Source organism: Tenacibaculum sp. IMCC1 (genome assembly GCF_054906355.1).
On the sequence record NZ_CM142818.1, the window covers coordinates 1,222,130 to 1,240,435 of the forward strand.

The following is an 18,306-nucleotide window of genomic DNA, read 5'->3' on the forward strand; positions in this document are numbered from 1 at the left end:
TAAAACACGTTGTAAAACATATGAAAAGAACAGTATTATTGACATTAATATTTTTCCCCCTGATTTTAATTGGGCAAAATTCAGAGAGTTATTTTCCGATTGAAATTGGAAAAGAAAAAAACTGACTTGGTATAAAGATAAATACGTGGAATCTTTTACAGACTCAACAGAACTAGGTGGAAAAAAATATTATTTGTATTTTCAAAAATTTAAAAATAACTTAATGGAGATGAAAATCCGAATTAGTAACGATACTGTATATCATTGGAATGATGTTAAGAAAAAACATCAAGTATTTTTCGGAGTAAACCCAAAAGTTGGACAAACAATTGGCAACGGAACAATTAAAAAAGTTGGAGCAAAACTAAAAACACCGAAAGGAAAACTTAAAGATTTATTAGTAATCGAAATGAATTATTCGAACGGAATGTCTGATATAAGATATTACCAAAAAGGACTTGGACTCGTCGCTGTGAAAAATAATAAAGGATTAATATCTTATCATATTCCTGATTAAAAAATACGTTTTACAACAAAGAACTAAGGTAAAAAACAAGTAAATTTTATACTTTTTTAAACCAACGTACTTTTATAATTTGCGTCATAAGGTAAACCACTTTTTACGATGGCAAAAACTTGTTTTAGTAGCTTATTACATACCGCTATTAAAGCTAGTTTTTTAACCTAAAAGCTATCTCTATAAAATTTGTCAAACATTCGTAATTTTGCCATATGAAAATAAAACTACTCGCCATAGGCAAAACTGACAATAAACAGTTGCAGCAATTAATTGACGAATACCAAAACCGCTTAAAACATTACGTAAAGTTTGAGTTGGAGATTATTCCAGATATTAAAAACGTTAAAAACCTAAGCGAGGCGCAACAAAAAGAAAAAGAAGGAGAGTTAATTCTGTCTAAACTGCAACCTACTGATCAATTAGTTTTATTAGACGATAAAGGAAAACAGTATACTTCTGTAGAGTTTTCACAATACTTACAAAAGAAAATGAACTCTGGTATTAAGCAACTGGTACTGGTAATTGGAGGTCCGTATGGTTTTTCTGAGGCTGTATATAAAAAAGCACAAGGAAAGTTATCACTCTCTAAAATGACGTTTTCTCATCAAATGATTCGTTTATTTATTGTCGAACAAATTTATCGTGGGTTTACCATTCTTCGTAACGAGCCTTATCATCACGAATAAGTGTTGTTAAGCTATTTATTCATATCAAATTTTATGTGAGTCAAAACATTATGTTTTTAGTATCCTGAAAAACATGATAAAAAACATGATGAAAAGTTATTTTTTTTTCGCATTTAGCCATACTTTTGCGCCCCGAAAAAAACAAAAACTTAATACCATAAAATTAAAATGAAAACACTAAGATTCCTAGTCTCTTTAACTTTATTCTTAACGCTTACTTGCCAACAAGTAAATGCTCAAGATGACATTAAAACTTTAAAAGCTCAAGTAAAAAACAAGAAAAATCAAATTAGCGCTAATGAAGAAATTTTAGTTAGTGGCGTTGGTGCTTTAAAACGTGTAAAAGGAAATTTAGAGCGTTTTAAAACAAGTAAAAAGGCTACAAAACAAGAGGTAGAAAGAAAAGAAAAAATTGTTGCTAATATGCAACAAAGGTTAAGCAAGTTAAATAATCAAATTGATTTACATAAAAAAGACTTAGTGTCTCTTGAAAGAAAGTTAGCTAGAAAACTTAAAAAAGAAGAAGCTAAGAGAGCTGAGGAAAAAGAGGAAGCTAAAACTACTACTGTAAGTACTGGTCTTGTGGTATATGAAGATAATATAAGTGACGAACAGAAAGAAGTTCTTTTACAAAAACAAAAACTTGAAGAGGCCCGTAAGAAGTTAGACGAAGAAAGAAAAGCCAGAGAGCTTGCTTATTTAAAAGAACAAGAGGCTTTACGTTTAGAGGAAGAAAAATTGAAGCAATTAAGTAACCAAATTAAAGCTAAGGAGCAAAACATTAGTAAAGAGAAAAACACGTTAATAAGTGACCTTGAAGATGATATTAGCATTAACGAAGAAATTTTAATTAGTGGTAAGGAAGGTTTAGCTAAAATGAAATCTAAATTAGAAGAGGCTAAGCAAGATGCTTCTACTTCTAAAGAAAGTATTGAAAGAAAACAAGCTATTATCAGTAAGATTGAAAATCGCTTGTTAAAAATTGAAAATGAAATTAATGCTAAAAAGCAAGAGTTAGCAAAAATAAAAGCTTAAAACTTTTTTCTCATAAACAAAAAACTCCAAGAATAACCTTGGAGTTTTTTTATTGTTTTTATGTTGTTGCTTTAGTTTTTCTAAACATTAACCAAAAACCGATTAACACTAGTGGAATACTTAACACCTGACCTGTGTTTAATGTATTGAATACCCAATCTTCTCTTCCTTCTACTTGTGCCTCTTTTAAGAACTCTATTACAAAACGTAACGTCCATAACACAACCATAAACAGTCCGAATAAAAATCCTGTTTGGTTTTTCTTATCTGTTTTCCAATAGAAATGCCATAATGCAAAAAACAAAACTAAATAACTTAGTGCTTCGTATAATTGAGTTGGGTGACGTGGTACCGTCTCTCCTGCTCTTTTAAAGATGACACCAAAGCTGCTTCCTGTAGGTTTTCCATAAATTTCAGAATTAAAAAAGTTTCCAAAACGGATGAAAAATCCTGCCAAGGCTACCATAATTCCTAATCTATCTAAAATAAACAACCATGGTTTTTGTAAGTGTTTCTTAGCGTAAAAGTACATGGCTATAGGAATAGCTATTGCTGCTCCGTGACTTGCAAACCCTGTAAACCCTGTAAATTTCCATCCATCTAACAATCCGAATAAAGCCGAAGCTCCTTCTAGCTTTTTAAATGGTAATATGATTTCTAGTAAATGATTTTGGTAATAATCCCAACTGTAAAAGAATACATCTCCTAAACGCATTCCTATCAACATAGAAACGAATACGTACATAAATAACGGATCTAGTTTTTCAACAGCAATGTTATCGTTGATGTAAATTTTTTTCATCAATCGAAGTCCTAAAATAAACGCCGCTACAAACATTAAACTGTACCAACGAATACCAAAACCTCCTAAATTTATTATTTCTGGGTTCCAATCCCACACTATGGATAAAAAATTCATCTACTTTAATTTAGTTTTTGTGTCAATCCAAAACACTATTGAGTTTCTTTGTTTCTAAGGTTGCTCAACAGTATAAAATGACTGTTATTTTTCTTTTTTCTCTGGAACAGGATCGTAACCGCTTCCTCCCCAAGGGTGACAACTGAAAATTCTTTTCAATGCCAACCAACCACCGTAAAACAATCCGTGTTTTTGCAACGCTTCAATTGTATAACTTGAACACGTTGGTGAATATCTACATGTTGCTGGTGTAAACGGAGATATGGCTGTTTGATAAAATCGAACTAGTAATATAAACGGATATGTTAGTATTTTTTTCAATTAATTAACTGTAAACGTTGTTCCTTCTCTACCGTCTTTTAATTGAATACCTAATTCCAGTAATCTATCACGAATTTCATCAGACAATGCCCAATCTTTATTCTCACGTGCTTCTTTACGCATGCTAATTAACATTTCAACGACACCACTTAGTTTGTCTGAATTATTTCCTTCTGAAGTTTCATTCATTAATCCTAATACATCAAAAACAAACGCGTTGATTGTATTTTTAAACACGTCTAAGTCATCGGTAGTTAAACTTGCCTTTCCTTCTTTTATTTGATTGATAACTTTTACTGCTTCAAATAAATGTGCTATTAAAATTGGCGTATTAAAATCATCATTCATAGCATCGTAGCAATCTTGTCTCCATTTTTCAACATCAAATGAAGAAGAACTACCTGCTTCTATTTTATCCAAGAAATCTACAGCTTCCATCAACTTTGCATGTCCTTTTTCAGCAGCTTCTAACGCTTCTCCAGAAAAGTCTAAAATGCTTCTATAGTTCGCTTGCATATTGAAAAAACGAACCACACTTGCAGAAAACGGTTTTCCTAAAATGTTATTTTCTCCCGTTAAAATTTCATTTGGTAAAATAAAGTTCCCTGTTGACTTTGCCATTTTTTGACTGTTCAACAATAACATATTGGTGTGCATCCAGTAATTTACTGGTTTAACACCACTGCAGGTTTGCGATTGTGCAATTTCACACTCATGATGCGGGAATTTTAAATCCATTCCTCCACCATGAATATCAAACTGTTCGCCTAAGTACTTTGTACTCATCACTGAACATTCTAAATGCCACCCTGGAAAACCATCACTCCAAGGTGAAGGCCAACGCATAATATGACGATCGTCTGCTTTTTTCCAAAGTGCAAAGTCTTGCGGATTTCTTTTATCAGACTGTCCGTCTAACGCTCTTGTATTGTGAATAGCGTCTTCAAATTTTCTACCAGAAAGGATTCCGTAGTTACCTGTTTCATTATATTTTAACACATCGAAATACACCGAACCGTTTACTTCATAAGCAAAACCTTTTTCCATGATTTCTTTAATCATTTCAATCTGCTCTACAATATGACCTGTTGCTGTAGGCTCTATACTTGGTGGTAAAAAATTATAGTTGTTTAATACATTATGGAAATCAACTGTATAACGTTGCACTACCTCCATCGGTTCAATTTCCTCTAGTCGTGCTTTTTTTGCTATTCTGTCTTCTCCTTCATCTGCATCGTTTTCTAAGTGACCAGCATCAGTAATATTACGTACATAACGCACCTTATAACCTAAGTGTAATAAATAACGATACACCACATCAAAAAACATAAAAGTTCGTACGTTTCCTAAATGGGCGTTGCTATATACTGTAGGACCACATACATACATTCCTACGCGTCCTTCGGTTACTGGTTTAAAAAGCTCTTTTGATTTGGTTAAAGAGTTATATATTTTAAGTTGATTTTCTTTGTATAATTCCATAGTAAAAATGACTATTTGCAATCGCTAATATAGGCACTTTATAAAGAATATAGAAAAAGAATTTGGCAGCAATTTTGTAGAAATAAAAAGTAATTTTGTTTGTATTTCTTATTGGTTTTTAACTTTTAATTGGCTGTATTTACCGTCTATTTCTATTTTCTTATCGTTTGAAATCAAAATAAACTCTCCATTATATTCTACACTTCCATCTTTTAGTTTCTTAACCTTATTACTCTGAATATCGAATTTTTTGTTTATCCCTGCTAAATCGACCCCAGCATCTGAATAATTTAAAAGTACTTTTAAATTATCATGACTAGGGTGTACTTTGGTTATGGTTAAATTTCCAAACTTATTATTTACTTCAACATTGCTATACACATTATTTACCACCAATCCTGATGAATTAGAGTTTACGGTTGTATTGGTAACCGATGCTAATTGAGCATCGGTTACATTATTTAAGAACAACGTACAAGCGTTTAATGAATTTATGTTTACTGGTGAAAATGAAATATTTAATTTTCCACCGTCAAGTGCGTCAGCTTTAAAAGTTCCATAACTAACCTTTCCTGAAGCTTTAGTTTTTGGTAGTTTTACTTTACAGTGTCGTGTATTCAAGTCAAACGTTGCCGATTTTGGAACTTTTATCGTAATCTTCTTTGTGATTTTTACTTTTTTCCCATTAATCATAAGGTTATTGCTGTCAGAAGAAAAAGAATAATTCCTGTGATTTTTTTTCATTTCTTCTCTAACCTTATGCATTTCCACTCTCGCTTTTGCTAATTGTTTTTGAATTTTTTCTCTGTCAATTTTTTTAAGCTCACTTTTAACTCTTTTTAGTTCGTCTCTTAATTTTTTTTCATTGAGAACTTGATGGTTTTTTGAGAAAAACATCTTTGTTTTAGAATTTTTATTATTCTTAAGATATTCTTTATATGCTTCCGTTTTCTTAAATTCCTCCCATTCTTCTTTTGAGGTTATATTTACATTATGTTTGCCATCTTTCCACTTAAACCTGACAAGCTCTTCATTTTCAAACATTTCCTCTACATCAAAATCCACATCTTGAAATAACTTTTCAAAATTAATTTCTGGAATTTCAATTTCAGGCATTTCTGGCATCTCAGGCATTTCTGGGATACTTACCTCTGGTATTTCTGGTATTACTACAACCTCACTTTCTGTATCATACTCAAATACTCTTGGGTAATTATTGTCTGATGAATTGAAGAATACAATATTGTCTCTTCCTATTCTAAAACTATTTCTATTGGCATTAATTTGTACCTTACTTTTATTCCCTAAGGCTTCAAATTTCCAGTTGTCTAAATATTTTTGAGCTTCTTTTTTATCTAGCCCTTCAACTTCTACAACTGCTTCTACTGAAACTTCATTTTTATTCCATGTAGTTACATCTACATCTGCATTAGATGCATTGATATTAACTACTACGTCTTTACTTGTTTTAAAATTTTCACTAAACTTTTTATCGTATTTCTGTGCAGATACAACGCCAGTTACTAACAGTAAAAAAACACTGATTTTAAATTGTTTGAATGTCATTTTGAGTTGGATTTTTAAATTCTTGTAATTGTTTTTGCATACGTTTTAACAGCTGTAAACGTAATTGCAGGTTTCCAATCAATGCATTGATAGTATCATCGTTAATTCCTTTTGTATTGAGCTCTTCGGTTAACGATTTATATTCTTTGGTTAATTCTCCTATTTTAATTAAATAACCATCAAAAAGTTCTTTATTATCTTCAGTTAATTCTAACTGACTTAGTTCGTAATTAATGGTATTTACATAGTAATCTTCCACCGTTTTTAACTCAGGAGATATGGTTCCTAAACTAATTTGATTTTGAGTTTCTTTTGGAAGCTCAGTTATTATTGGATTTACAGTATTAGTTGGGTAAAACTGAATTCCCAAACTCACCAACAACACAATGGATGCTGCTATATACAACCACTGATATGATTTTTTTGTTGATGGTGTTGAATGCAATTCATCCATCAACTTTTGTTGAAAACGCTGTCTGTGATTTGTTGATAACCTCTCGGTGTTTTCAACATTGTTTTTTAGTATTTCTCTAATATCTTTAGACATGGTGTACTGCTTTTAATTGTTCTTGCACTTGTCTTTTTCCTCTTAATAAATGTGTTCTCGAACTCACTTCCGAAATTCCTAATATTTGCGAAATCTCTCCATGATCATACCCTTCTAATAAAAACAGAGTCAACACAACTCTATACTTTTCTTTTAATTGCTGAATGCAGTTTACAATTTCTTGATACGATATCGTAGCGGCTACATTCCAATTATCATCATCTGCTACTGTGGTAATTTCTTCGTTAATAGAAACCAGTTCTAATTTTCTCTTCTTTAAATAATCAATACTTTGATTGATAACGATTCTTTTTAACCAAGCACCAAACGCTACTCCTTTTTTATATGAATCAATATTTTTAAATGCTTTTACAAATGCTTCTTGCATTACATCTTCCGCTATAAAAGAATCTTTTACATACCGTAACGCCACTGTATACATGGCATCACAATACAAATCATACAATTGCATTTGTGCTTTTGCATCATTGCTTCTACAGGCATCTATTACCGATTGATGTAACTGTTTAGTTGATTTCATTCTTGATTTCTTACCCTAAATACGAGACTTTTTCTACCGCGTTGCATTTTCCTGCATTTTTATTTCTAAATTTACGTTATTATTTTGTTTTACCTACATAATGACCGACAAAGACACATCTGCACTCTCTGAAAAAGACGGGGTTTCTCAGCCTGAAACCACCAGTAAATCATCTGCAGAAAAAATAAAACGTAACAGAAGAAAAACTACCTCAACTGAAGAATTTGTTACTCAAATAGTTGCTGGTAATATTCCTTTTTTAAGTAGAGCTATTACGTTAGTGGAAAGTACGAATCCAAAACACCAACAACAAGCCAATGAAATTTTAGAAGCTTGTTTACCGCATGCCAATAAATCGGTTAGAATTGGAATTACAGGTGTTCCAGGTGTAGGAAAAAGTACGTTTATTGAAGCTTTTGGTAAGCATTTAACTTCTTTAGGAAAAAAAGTAGCTGTTTTGGCGGTAGATCCAAGTAGTTCTATTAACAAAGGGAGTATTTTAGGTGATAAAACACGTATGGAGGAATTAGTAACTGATGAAAATGCTTTTATCCGCCCTTCTCCTTCTGGAACTTCGTTAGGTGGTGTTGCTCAAAAAACACGTGAAAGTATTATTTTATGTGAAGCTGCTGGTTTTGATACTATTATTATTGAAACGGTAGGTGTTGGACAATCAGAAACGGCTGTACATTCTATGACTGATTTCTTTTTATTGTTGAAATTGGCAGGTGCTGGTGACGAATTACAAGGTATTAAACGTGGAATTATTGAAATGGCGGATGCGATTGTGATTAACAAAGCAGATAGCGGTAATGAAAAAAATGCTAAACTAGCGAAAGTAGAATTTAACAGAGCTTTACACTTATATCCTGCTAAGGAAAGTGATTGGCAACCTAAAGTTTTATTAGCTAGTGCATTGCATCATCAAGGAATTGATGCTATCTATGCTATGATTGAAGAGTACATGGGTTTAGTGAAAAAATCAGGCTACTTTCAACAGAAAAGAGATGATCAAAATAATTATTGGTTGTTAGAAACCATTAATCAGCAATTAAAAAGTAATTTTTATAACAATCCAAAAATTAAAGAATTATTGCAGCAGGAAATTGCAAAACTAGAAAATGGGAAAACGACACCGTTTACTGCAGCAAAACGATTGCTAGAAAACAGCTAAATTATGGAGCTCATAATGGGCACTTAATAAAATTTTATTTTTAAACAACTATAAATACCTAACTGGTATAATTTACAGACATATGGAAGATAACACCCTCACTTGGAACGACTTTACAAAGGTAGAAATGCGTATTGGTACGATCATTTCTGCCGAGGTTTTTAAAGAGGTTAAAAATCCTGCCTATAAAATGCAGGTTGATTTTGGTGATTACGGAATTAAAAAAACCTCAGCACAAATCACTAAACTGTATCAGCCTGAAGATTTGATAGGAAAACAAGTGGTTGCTGTGGTAAACTTTCCTAAAAAACAAATTGCTAATATGATGAGTGAATGCCTTGTATTAGGTGGTTTAGGTGATGGTAAAGAGGTTACTTTGTTAACTACTGAACGTGCTGTTAAAAACGGGACAAAGATTGCGTAGCATTCTTTCCTGTTTTTTATCAAGTTTTATTTGTATTAAGAGAAATCAGCTTTTTGAACTTTTTAGCTTTAATAAATTACTACCCCAGTCCATTCTTTAAATTTAGAAAAGTAATGCTGTCAAATTGCTGTTCTAAAAAATCAATTGCACGTTGGCTACGTACTCCTGATTTACAGTACACTATTACAGGTTTTTCGGTATTTATTTCATCATATCGTTGAGCAAGCTCTCCTAAAGGGATATGTTGTCCTCCAATATGGTGCTGCTCTCGTTCCCAATCTTCACGAACATCTAATAAATTATAGGATGTTAGATTATTTTGTAACTCCTCTAGAGTTATCTCGTGAGTAGCTGTTTTTATTCCGCAAAAGAATTCATAATCGTTATCTAATTCAATAACCTCAGCTTTATTGGTCTTTTCAAACTTTAATATCATTTGACGCATACTTAATGTATCATACATCAATAATTTATTGGCTAACACCTCTCCTATTCCACAAATAATCTTAATAGCTTCATTGGCTTGTAAACTTCCTATAATTCCAGGTAATACACCTATTACACCAATTTCAGAACAATTGGGTGATTCTTCTGGTTTGGGTGGTGTTGGATATAAACATCGGTAAGTAGCACTTCCTTGATAATTAAAAACACTTACTTGTCCTTCAAACTTAAAAATAGCCCCATACACCAATGGCTTTTGTGTTAATACCGCTGCATCGTTGGTTAAATAACGAGTGGCAAAATTATCGCTACCATCTACAATTACATCATATTTTTCAAATAATGAAATAGCATTCTGATTAGTTAATTTTTCTTTATATACATGAAACTGAACAAAAGGGTTTAACTTTGACAAACGATTTACTGCTGTTTCCGCTTTAGACTTTCCTATATCGTCTATTGTATATAATATTTGACGCTGTAAGTTACTTTGGTCTACTACATCATCATCTATAATTCCAATCGTACCTACACCTGCTGCTGTTAAATATTGTAGTACAGGACACCCTAATCCACCGGCCCCTATCACTAATACCTTGGATTGTTTTAATTTTAATTGCCCCTCTTCTCCTACTTTATTGAGAATTAAATGACGGTTGTATTGTTTTTGTTCTTCTTTTGTTAGCATTTGGTTATTAGCTATTCGCTTTTGGCTATTAGTATTTATTTTACAACTTTATTTTCTTAACCTTGAGTATAATACATTTAACATTTTTCTTATTGAAATTATTTCTCTATTTAAATTTTCATGATCTTCGTACGACAAATAATTCAATTCACTTGTAAGCTCTAGAAGGTACTCAACATCAGCTGATTAACCTGATGCTATATTAACAAAATAAGCAAATTCTTTTTCTGTATTTCTACTAACTCCTTCAACAATATTCGTTGGAACTGATAATGAAGCTCTTCTTAATTGTGAAGTTATTCCATATATTTCTTCTTTAGGAAAGCCTTTAGTTAACTCGTACACTTTTAATGCTAACTCATGTGATTTTTTCCACACTTCAAACTTTCGATAATTTCTCATAGCTTTTTTATTTGTTTTTCAATCTTAATCATTACCTCAAAAAACCAAGTGCTAACAGCTAAAAGCCAATCTATCCAAACTGCTCCCAATCTTTCCAAACTACTTCTAATCCTTGACCTTTTAGCATCTGTACAATTTCTTCTGTACTTCGTTCGTCTGAAATTTCAAATTGCTCTAACGATTGTGGTTCAACACTATATCCTCCAGGATTTGTCTTTGACTCTGCACTTATTGAGGTTGCCCCTAAATTAACAATATTATTCCTAAAAACTTCACTTTCTCGGGTAGACATTGACAGTTCTACATCTTCATCTAATAATCTAAATGCGCAGATTAATTGTACCAAATCAGCATCCGTCATTTCTACTTTGGGTTCTAATCCTCCTGAATGTGGTCTCAAGCGTGGAAATGAAATAGAATACTTCGTTTTCCAGTAGGTTTTTTGTAAATATTTTAAGTGTAATGCTGTAAAAAAGCTATCAGCTCGCCAATCTTCCAGTCCAAATAAAGCTCCTAATCCTATTTTATGAACACCTGCTTTCCCCAATCTATCAGGGGTTTCTAAACGATACTCAAAGTTTGATTTTTTCCCTTTCGGATGATGTTTTTTATACTCTTGTTTATGATAGGTTTCTTGATATACCAATACGGCATACAACCCATTCTCAATTAACAATTCATATTCATCTTGATCTAAAGGTTGAACTTCAATAGTAATATTTGAAAATTGTGAACGAATGAGCTGAATCGCGTTTTTGATATAATCAACTCCCACTGTTCTATTAGCTTCCCCAGTAACTAACAAAATATGATCGTAGCCTTTTTTCTTTAAAAAAGCAACTTCTTTTAATATTTCATCGTCGGTTAATGTTCTTCTCGGAATTTTGTTTGTAAAACTGAATCCGCAATACGTACATATATTCTGACACTCGTTACTCAAATACATTGGAGCATACATTTGAATGGTATTTCCAAATCGCTTTTTAGTAAGCATGCGACTCCTTTGCGCCATTTGCTCTAAAAATGGTTTTGCTGCAGGAGAAATGAGCGCTTTAAAATCTTCCAAATCGAGTTTATCCTTAGATAAAGCACTTTCAACATCAACGGATGTTTTATTGAAAATGCTTTGTAAGGTTTCATCCCAATTGTACTGATTAAATATGGTTGTAAATGTTTTACACATCTTTTAATTTTTATTCGTCATTGTAAGCGAAGCGAAGAAATCTTTATTTTTTTAGGTTCTCAGCAAACAGATTACTTCGTCCTTTTCTCCTCGTAATGACGTTATACTAACTTAAAAAACTCGTTAATGGGCTACTTGCTTCTGCTTGTTTTCTTACGGGAGCTAATTTTGCTTCATATGCCATTCTTCCTGCTTCTACTGCCATTTTAAAAGCTTGTGCCATCGCTACCGGATTTTGTGATACCGCAATAGCTGTGTTTACTAAAACAGCATCGGCACCTAATTCCATAGCATATGCCGCATGGGAGGGTGCTCCAATACCAGCATCAACAACTACTGGAACATTAGATTGTTCTATAATGATTTCTAAAAACTCCAACGTCTTCAATCCTTTATTACTTCCAATGGGCGCTCCTAAAGGCATTACACATTGTGTTCCTACTTCTTCTAATCGCTTACATAAAACCGGATCTGCATGAATGTAAGGCATCACTACAAATCCTTTTTTTACTAATTCTTCAGCAGCTTTTAAGGTTTCGATAGGATCAGGTAATAAATATCTTGGGTCTGGATGTATTTCTAATTTTACCCAATTCGTTTCCAAAGCTTCTCTAGACAATTCAGCTGCAAACACTGCTTCTTTTGCTGTACGAACTCCCGAAGTGTTTGGTAATAAATTGATTCTTGAGTGGCTTAAATGTGATAAGATATCATCATCTTCATTTTGAACATCTACTCTTTTTAAAGCAACTGTTATCAATTCACTTTCTGATGCTAGCAAAGCCTCTTTCATTAATTGTGAGGAACTGAATTTTCCTGTTCCTGTAAATAATCGTGAGGTAAATGTTTTATCGGCTATTGTTAAGTTGGTATTCATTATTGCTAATTTATTGCGCTCCTATTTTGTACACTTGTTCATTGGTACTTGGAGCTTTTAAAATTTTATGAAATGTAGGAATCGAGTTGAAATTTTGTGTAATTGCTCCTGAAACAGCGACTCCATATACTCCTGTGTTTATAACTTCAGATACGTCTTCTATAGTAATTCCTCCAATGGCTATTATTGGAGTGGTTGTTTTCAACTCTTCTAAAAGCATCTGGTAGCCAGTAGTCCCTAAAACTGGACTCAAATTCTTTTTAGTTTCAGTAAACTGATAAGGACCTAAACCAATATAATCTACTTTTTTCTCTAGTAGCATTTTACAATCTTCTAAAGTATTTGCTGTTCCTCCTACGATATATAAATCACCTAAATACTCTTTTGCTTTTAACGGACACGTATCTGTTTTTCCTAAATGAACTCCATCTGCTTTGATTTCTTTAGCTACTTTGTAATAATCGTTTATGATTAAACGCGTTTGAAAATGACTCGTAATTTCTCTCGCTTTTTGAGCTGTTTCTAAAATAGTTTTCGGATCCAGATTCTTTAATCGGAGTTGTACCCACTCTGCTCCAGAAGCACAAGCTCTTTGAACATTTTCTATGTGTTCTTCTGGAGTTTTCCCTTGAGTTATATAGTGTAATTTACTTATCATGTATAGTTGTGCTCTCCTAAGAGCGTTTTATTAGAGTTTAAAAATTGTTCTGTATACCATTTGGCATTTGTACATGCATCTTCTAAAGAAAGTTGTTTGGCTATGTTTGAAGCTAAAGCTGAAGACAACACACAACCGCTTCCATGCTTTTCAAAAACGGATGTAGCTTTCGGTGGAATATTCAATTGTACTATCTTACTGTAATATACTTCATCCCATCCTTTTTTATCTTCTCTATGCCCTCCTTTTAAATAGATATTGGTCTTTTCTGAAATGAATTCAATGGTTTCTTCAATCGATTTATTAGAAAACAAAACTTTGATTTCATCATAATTTGGAGTGATAAAATCACAGTGTTGCAATACTTCTTCAAACACCTTTATATTCTCTTCGGAATGAAAATCAAATCCTGCACTAGCTTTTAAAACAGGATCCAAAACTATCTTTATAGATGGATTGTATTTTTTTAGTGTTTGGACAACCTCCAATAATACATTCCAAGATTGTATGATTCCTATTTTTGCTACTGATATTTCAAAGCGTTCAAATAAAGTTTCTATTTGATTGATGATGGTTTCTTTATCAACCCAAACACAGTCTTTAAAATCAATATCATTTTGAACTGTAACTGCTGTACATACCGATAATCCATATAATCCATGTGCTTCAAAAGTTTTAATATCCGAAGTCAATCCTGCTCCACTTGACGGATCAAATCCTGCAATCGTTAGTATGTAAGCTTGTTGTTTCATTTTTTATTAATATGCTTTCTTTTGATAAAAAGATTACTTCTTCATATACTTCTCGTAATGACGCTTGATATTTTTAAAGCTTTGAACTGGGGTTTCTGTATTCCAAACTCCTCCTAAAACACCAATTCCTTGAAAACCTAGCTCTAAGGTTTCTTGAATGGTATCTGTATTGATTCCGCCCATACCTATAATGGTTTTATCAATATGGTTTACATCAAAGCCTCTCCCTTCGTATCCTTCCTTTGAAATAGAAGAGAAAACAGGACTCAATAAATGGTAATCGAACTCAATATCACAATTTGCTAATTCTTCAGGTTCGTGAAAAGAGCTACTCATCGCTTTTCCTATCATATCTAATCCAATAAAATATTCGCTTCCATTCTCTAAAGCATCAATTCTTTTTTGCTCTTGAAAATGAATTCCTTTTAGGTTGAAATCATTAATGAGTTCATGAAAATAATGAGTAACTATTCTATCATGATACTTTTCATCTATCTTATTCAAATAAGCTACATGCTCCACGTAATTCTTATCAGGTTTTCTGAAATGATAATATTCCAATCCTTCTTCAAATAATTGTTGAAGGATTTCAATCTCATTTGGAATATCTTTTTCTGGAGCTATTAAAACAATCATATAGTGAATTTTAAATTATGAATTACGAATTTAGAAATTGTCAACTCGTAATTCATAATTCTAAGTTTAGGTTTTATAGATAAACTTCTGAACCTTTGTCTTTAAACTCTTTAGATTTTTCCTCCATTCCTTTTGCAAATACTTCGTCTCCTTCCACTTTATTTTCTGCTGCAAAGTCACGTACTTCCTGCGATATTTTCATAGAACAGAATTTTGGCCCACACATAGAGCAAAAATGTGCAATTTTAGCTCCTTCTGCTGGTAAGGTCTCATCGTGATATTCTCTAGCTAATTCTGGGTCCAATCCTAAATTGAATTGATCTTCCCAACGGAACTCAAAACGTGCTTTACTTAAAGCATCATCTCTGTGTTGCGCTCCCGGATGTCCTTTTGCTAAATCCGCTGCATGGGCTGCTAATTTATAAGTAACTACTCCTGTACGTACATCTTCTTTATTAGGTAACCCTAAATGTTCTTTTGGTGTTACATAACACAACATGGCACAACCAAACCAACCAATCATTGCCGCTCCAATTCCTGAAGTTATATGGTCGTATCCTGGAGCAATATCCGTAGTTAAAGGACCTAAGGTATAAAACGGAGCTTCATCACAAGCTTCCAATTGCTTATCCATATTTGCTTTAATCATATGCATTGGCACGTGACCTGGACCTTCTATAAAGCATTGTACTTCATGTTTACGTGCTATTTTTGTTAGCTCCCCTAACGTTTCTAATTCAGCAAATTGCGCTTCATCATTCGCATCGGCAATACAACCTGGTCGTAAACCATCTCCTAACGAAAAAGCAACATCATAAGCCTTCATAATTTCACAAATTTCTTCGAAATGGGTATATAAAAAACTTTCTTTATGGTGTGCTAAACACCATTTTGCCATGATAGAACCTCCTCTTGATACAATCCCTGTAATACGTTTTGCCGTCATAGGCACATAACGTAAACGAACTCCTGCGTGAATCGTAAAGTAATCTACTCCTTGCTCAGCTTGTTCAATTAAAGTATCTCTAAAAATTTCCCAAGTTAAGTCTTCAGCAATCCCATTTACTTTCTCTAAAGCTTGATAAATAGGTACGGTTCCTACAGGTACAGGTGAATTACGGATAATCCACTCTCTAGTTTCATGAATATTTTTACCTGTAGATAAATCCATAATATTATCAGCACCCCAACGACATGCCCAAACTGCTTTTTCTACTTCTTCTTCTATGGAAGAAGTGGTAGCTGAATTTCCAATATTCGCATTGATTTTCACCAAGAAATTACGACCTAAAATCATAGGTTCTGCTTCTGGATGGTTGATGTTTGAAGGAATAACTGCGCGTCCTCTTGCTACTTCCTCTCGAACAAATTCAGGAGTAATTTTTGTAGGAATACTTGCTCCGAAATCTTGCCCTGGATGTTGTTTAGACAAACGTGTCATTTCATCTATTCGCTGGTTTTCACGAATGGCAATATATTCCATCTCGGGGGTAATAATTCCTTTTTTTGCATAATGTAACTGAGTTACATTTTGTCCTTTTTTAGCTCTCTTAGGTTTATGCTTTAAGTTAAATCGTAAATGGTCTAAACTTTTATCATTTAAACGTTCGTTACAATAATTCGAAGTAAATTCATTTAATTCTTCTACATCTCCTCTCTCTATAATCCATTCTTCTCGAATACGTTCTAATCCATTATGAATATTAATCTCTTTATTGGGGTCTGTATAAGGACCTGAAGTATCGTATACTGTAACTGGCTCATTAGGTGTTCTTTTTTTAGTCATCGAATCCACAGTATCACTCAATTCAATTTCGCGCATTGCTACTTTTATCTGTGGATGAATTTTTCCTTGAACATATATTTTTTTGGAGTTCGGAAATGGTTGTCTTGTTACACCATCTTGTTTTGGAGCTCTATCTTTTTTCTTCATTTTAGGGTTGTTTGTTTATGTTTTTGTTTTGCTTTCTGAAAATATTATCCTCCTTGTGTAGATTTAATGATTAAAACTTCATCATTGTTTTGGAGTAGTTTTGAAGACCAATCTGTTTTTTTTACCACACTACTGTTAACAGCAATAGCAATTCCATTGGTTTTAATTTGTAGTTTATCTACTAATTCTTGCAATACTAATGGGCTTAAAAACTCTTGTTGATTATTGTTTACTTTTATCGTTATCATACTAACATATATTTAAAGTAAACTGTAGAAGAAATTCAGAATTGTTTTATTATGAACAATACCTAAATAAGATTTTATAACTTTTCCCTACGCTGGTGTTAACCATATCAGGTTCAAAGGATCTTTCTCAAACTAGCGAACTAGCTACTCCTAAAGTTTACTGCAACAAATATAAACGTTTATTTTTTCTAAAACGACCTCTATAAAAATAAAAAAGCGAACTTTTAAAAGTTCGCTTTTTACAAAAATTATTATAATACTATAAACTCTTTACCTTTTTAGTTACTTCTTCAAGAACTTCAAACGCCGTTTCAGCCATTTTATTTCCTTTAAAGTCTAGTAATGGGTTTACTTCAACAAACTCCAAACAAGCTACTTTATTACTTGCTAACAATCCGTTAATTATATCAATGATTTCATGTTGATCAAATCCTTTAGGTACTGGTGTTCCTGTACCATAAGATATCATATCACAATCCATTGAATCTACATCAAACGACACATATATTACATCACAAACAGATAATTTATCTAAAGCTTCGTTTACACAAACATCTAATCCACGGTAACGAACTTCAGCAACCATATAGTTTTTAATACCATATTTTTCCATTTGTTTGTCTTCTGGTTCTTCTGTATCACGAACACCAAAGAAAATGATGTCTTCAGGTAAAACTTTTTGCCCTGGAGTACCTATGTTTTTCATACGTTCCCACAACTCTGATGTTTCTCTGTCTACATCATTAATTTGGCAGTCTAAATTATCGTCTGAAATAGCGGCAGATAAAGGCATTCCGTGAATATTTCCTGATGGTGATGTATAAGGAGAATGTAAATCTCCATGAGCATCAATCCAAACTACCCCTACTCTTTTATTAGGGTTAGCTGCTTTTATTCCACTGATAGTTCCTAACGCTGAAGAATGGTCTCCAGACAAAACTATAGGAAACTTCCCTTCTTGTAAATTTACTTTCACGTGGTTACTTAATCGTTTACATTGATTAAAAACGCTATCAATTCGTTTTGCAAACGAATTATTTACCTTATTATAAATAGATTCGTTTTCAGTGATTACATCTTCAAAATAAAAAGAATCGAAATAATTACTTTTTTTATTTATCGCTGCAATTTCAATCGCATCTACTCCCATGTCAGACCCACGAGTTCCTGCTCCAATGTCTGATCTGTTTTTGATAATTTTAATTTCTTTCATCATGAGTTATTTTACATAAAAAAATGCCATTTAATTATTTTAAATGACACTTTTTAA

21 protein-coding genes, 1 pseudogene and 1 riboswitch are annotated in these 18,306 nt (G+C 32.7%); of the genes and pseudogenes, 5 read left to right on the forward strand and 17 right to left on the reverse strand.

Features of this window, described 5'->3' with window-relative positions; translation table 11 throughout:
• Window positions 1–223 precede the first annotated feature (223 nt).
• Window positions 224–517, forward strand: coding sequence for a hypothetical protein (locus ACXIHB_RS05645; protein WP_462099152.1), 294 nt, complete (start codon window positions 224–226; stop codon window positions 515–517).
• Window positions 518–573: 56 nt separating this feature from the next.
• Here ACXIHB_RS05645 and ACXIHB_RS05650 read toward each other — a convergent pair.
• Window positions 574–681, reverse strand: a pseudogene (locus ACXIHB_RS05650) (IS110 family transposase); the annotation flags it as partial.
• Between the two features lie 51 nt (window positions 682–732).
• Between ACXIHB_RS05650 and rlmH the strand changes: the two are divergent.
• Both rlmH and ACXIHB_RS05660 read left to right on the forward strand, forming a co-directional pair.
• Window positions 733–1,206, forward strand: coding sequence for a 23S rRNA (pseudouridine(1915)-N(3))-methyltransferase RlmH (rlmH, locus tag ACXIHB_RS05655; protein WP_159490073.1), 474 nt, complete (start codon window positions 733–735; stop codon window positions 1,204–1,206).
• A gap of 168 nt (window positions 1,207–1,374) precedes the next feature.
• The gene (locus ACXIHB_RS05660; protein ID WP_462099153.1) at window positions 1,375–2,241 is read left to right on the forward strand and encodes a hypothetical protein; all 867 of its coding nucleotides are present in this window, start codon (window positions 1,375–1,377) and stop codon (window positions 2,239–2,241) included.
• A 58-nt stretch (window positions 2,242–2,299) separates the two neighbouring features.
• On the opposite strand, the gene lgt is transcribed toward ACXIHB_RS05660, so the two are convergent.
• The 6 genes from lgt to ACXIHB_RS05690 all read right to left on the reverse strand — a co-directional run bounded on the left by lgt (window position 2,300) and on the right by ACXIHB_RS05690 (window position 7,617).
• Window positions 2,300–3,160 carry a prolipoprotein diacylglyceryl transferase gene (lgt, locus tag ACXIHB_RS05665; RefSeq protein ID WP_462099154.1) on the reverse strand — a complete coding sequence of 287 codons (861 nt, stop codon included), beginning with the start codon at window positions 3,158–3,160 and terminating at the stop codon, window positions 2,300–2,302.
• An 84-nt stretch (window positions 3,161–3,244) separates the two neighbouring features.
• On the reverse strand, window positions 3,245–3,481 hold the full coding sequence (gene yidD / locus ACXIHB_RS05670; protein WP_073181389.1) for a membrane protein insertion efficiency factor YidD: 237 nt from the start codon (window positions 3,479–3,481) through the stop codon (window positions 3,245–3,247).
• Window positions 3,482–4,963 (reverse strand): cysteine--tRNA ligase, encoded by a 1,482-nt coding sequence (cysS, locus tag ACXIHB_RS05675; RefSeq protein WP_239178975.1) that lies wholly within the window; start codon window positions 4,961–4,963, stop codon window positions 3,482–3,484.
• A 108-nt stretch (window positions 4,964–5,071) separates the two neighbouring features.
• A complete protein-coding gene (locus ACXIHB_RS05680; RefSeq protein ID WP_462099155.1) occupies window positions 5,072–6,529 on the reverse strand; it encodes a hypothetical protein in 1,458 nt (485 codons plus the stop codon).
• Window positions 6,510–7,076, reverse strand: coding sequence for a hypothetical protein (locus ACXIHB_RS05685; protein ID WP_159490063.1), 567 nt, complete (start codon window positions 7,074–7,076; stop codon window positions 6,510–6,512). The genes ACXIHB_RS05680 and ACXIHB_RS05685 overlap by 20 nt, the downstream gene beginning before the upstream one ends.
• Entirely contained in the window at window positions 7,069–7,617 is a 549-nt protein-coding gene (locus ACXIHB_RS05690) for an RNA polymerase sigma factor (RefSeq protein ID WP_173360408.1), read from the reverse strand. The genes ACXIHB_RS05685 and ACXIHB_RS05690 overlap by 8 nt, the downstream gene beginning before the upstream one ends.
• A gap of 100 nt (window positions 7,618–7,717) precedes the next feature.
• Here ACXIHB_RS05690 and meaB point away from each other — a divergent pair, with 100 nt between their 5' ends.
• Together meaB and ACXIHB_RS05700 are read left to right on the forward strand one after the other, a co-directional pair.
• Complete coding sequence (gene meaB, locus ACXIHB_RS05695; protein ID WP_173360407.1) at window positions 7,718–8,791, forward strand: methylmalonyl Co-A mutase-associated GTPase MeaB; 1,074 nt, start codon at window positions 7,718–7,720, stop codon at window positions 8,789–8,791.
• 82 nt (window positions 8,792–8,873) lie between these two features.
• Window positions 8,874–9,215: a tRNA-binding protein gene (locus tag ACXIHB_RS05700; protein ID WP_073181404.1), complete on the forward strand. Its 342-nt coding sequence runs from the start codon at window positions 8,874–8,876 to the stop codon at window positions 9,213–9,215.
• A 79-nt stretch (window positions 9,216–9,294) separates the two neighbouring features.
• Here the strand turns inward: ACXIHB_RS05700 and moeB are convergent, their stop codons facing one another.
• The 10 genes from moeB to ACXIHB_RS05750 form a co-directional block, all read right to left on the reverse strand.
• Window positions 9,295–10,347 (reverse strand): HesA/MoeB/ThiF family protein, encoded by a 1,053-nt coding sequence (gene moeB / locus ACXIHB_RS05705; RefSeq protein WP_173360406.1) that lies wholly within the window; start codon window positions 10,345–10,347, stop codon window positions 9,295–9,297.
• A 186-nt stretch (window positions 10,348–10,533) separates the two neighbouring features.
• Entirely contained in the window at window positions 10,534–10,749 is a 216-nt protein-coding gene (locus ACXIHB_RS05710; protein WP_431197051.1) for a four helix bundle protein, read from the reverse strand.
• 70 nt (window positions 10,750–10,819) lie between these two features.
• Window positions 10,820–11,932, reverse strand: coding sequence for a 2-iminoacetate synthase ThiH (gene thiH, locus ACXIHB_RS05715; protein ID WP_173360405.1), 1,113 nt, complete (start codon window positions 11,930–11,932; stop codon window positions 10,820–10,822).
• Between the two features lie 106 nt (window positions 11,933–12,038).
• Window positions 12,039–12,809 (reverse strand): thiazole synthase, encoded by a 771-nt coding sequence (locus tag ACXIHB_RS05720; protein ID WP_047789803.1) that lies wholly within the window; start codon window positions 12,807–12,809, stop codon window positions 12,039–12,041.
• A gap of 10 nt (window positions 12,810–12,819) precedes the next feature.
• Entirely contained in the window at window positions 12,820–13,467 is a 648-nt protein-coding gene (thiE, locus tag ACXIHB_RS05725; protein WP_462099156.1) for a thiamine phosphate synthase, read from the reverse strand.
• Complete coding sequence (locus ACXIHB_RS05730) at window positions 13,464–14,219, reverse strand: hydroxymethylpyrimidine/phosphomethylpyrimidine kinase (RefSeq protein ID WP_047789805.1); 756 nt, start codon at window positions 14,217–14,219, stop codon at window positions 13,464–13,466. Before ACXIHB_RS05730 ends, thiE begins: the two co-directional genes overlap by 4 nt.
• Before the next feature lie 33 nt (window positions 14,220–14,252).
• The gene (locus tag ACXIHB_RS05735) at window positions 14,253–14,855 is read right to left on the reverse strand and encodes a thiamine phosphate synthase (RefSeq protein ID WP_462099157.1); all 603 of its coding nucleotides are present in this window, start codon (window positions 14,853–14,855) and stop codon (window positions 14,253–14,255) included.
• 73 nt (window positions 14,856–14,928) lie between these two features.
• Complete coding sequence (thiC, locus tag ACXIHB_RS05740; RefSeq protein ID WP_462099158.1) at window positions 14,929–16,788, reverse strand: phosphomethylpyrimidine synthase ThiC; 1,860 nt, start codon at window positions 16,786–16,788, stop codon at window positions 14,929–14,931.
• Between the two features lie 44 nt (window positions 16,789–16,832).
• Window positions 16,833–17,036: a sulfur carrier protein ThiS gene (thiS, locus tag ACXIHB_RS05745; protein ID WP_047789808.1), complete on the reverse strand. Its 204-nt coding sequence runs from the start codon at window positions 17,034–17,036 to the stop codon at window positions 16,833–16,835.
• A gap of 67 nt (window positions 17,037–17,103) precedes the next feature.
• Window positions 17,104–17,198: riboswitch (TPP riboswitch) on the reverse strand.
• A 97-nt stretch (window positions 17,199–17,295) separates the two neighbouring features.
• A complete protein-coding gene (locus ACXIHB_RS05750; protein WP_462099159.1) occupies window positions 17,296–18,249 on the reverse strand; it encodes an arginase in 954 nt (317 codons plus the stop codon).
• Window positions 18,250–18,306: the final 57 nt, after the last annotated feature.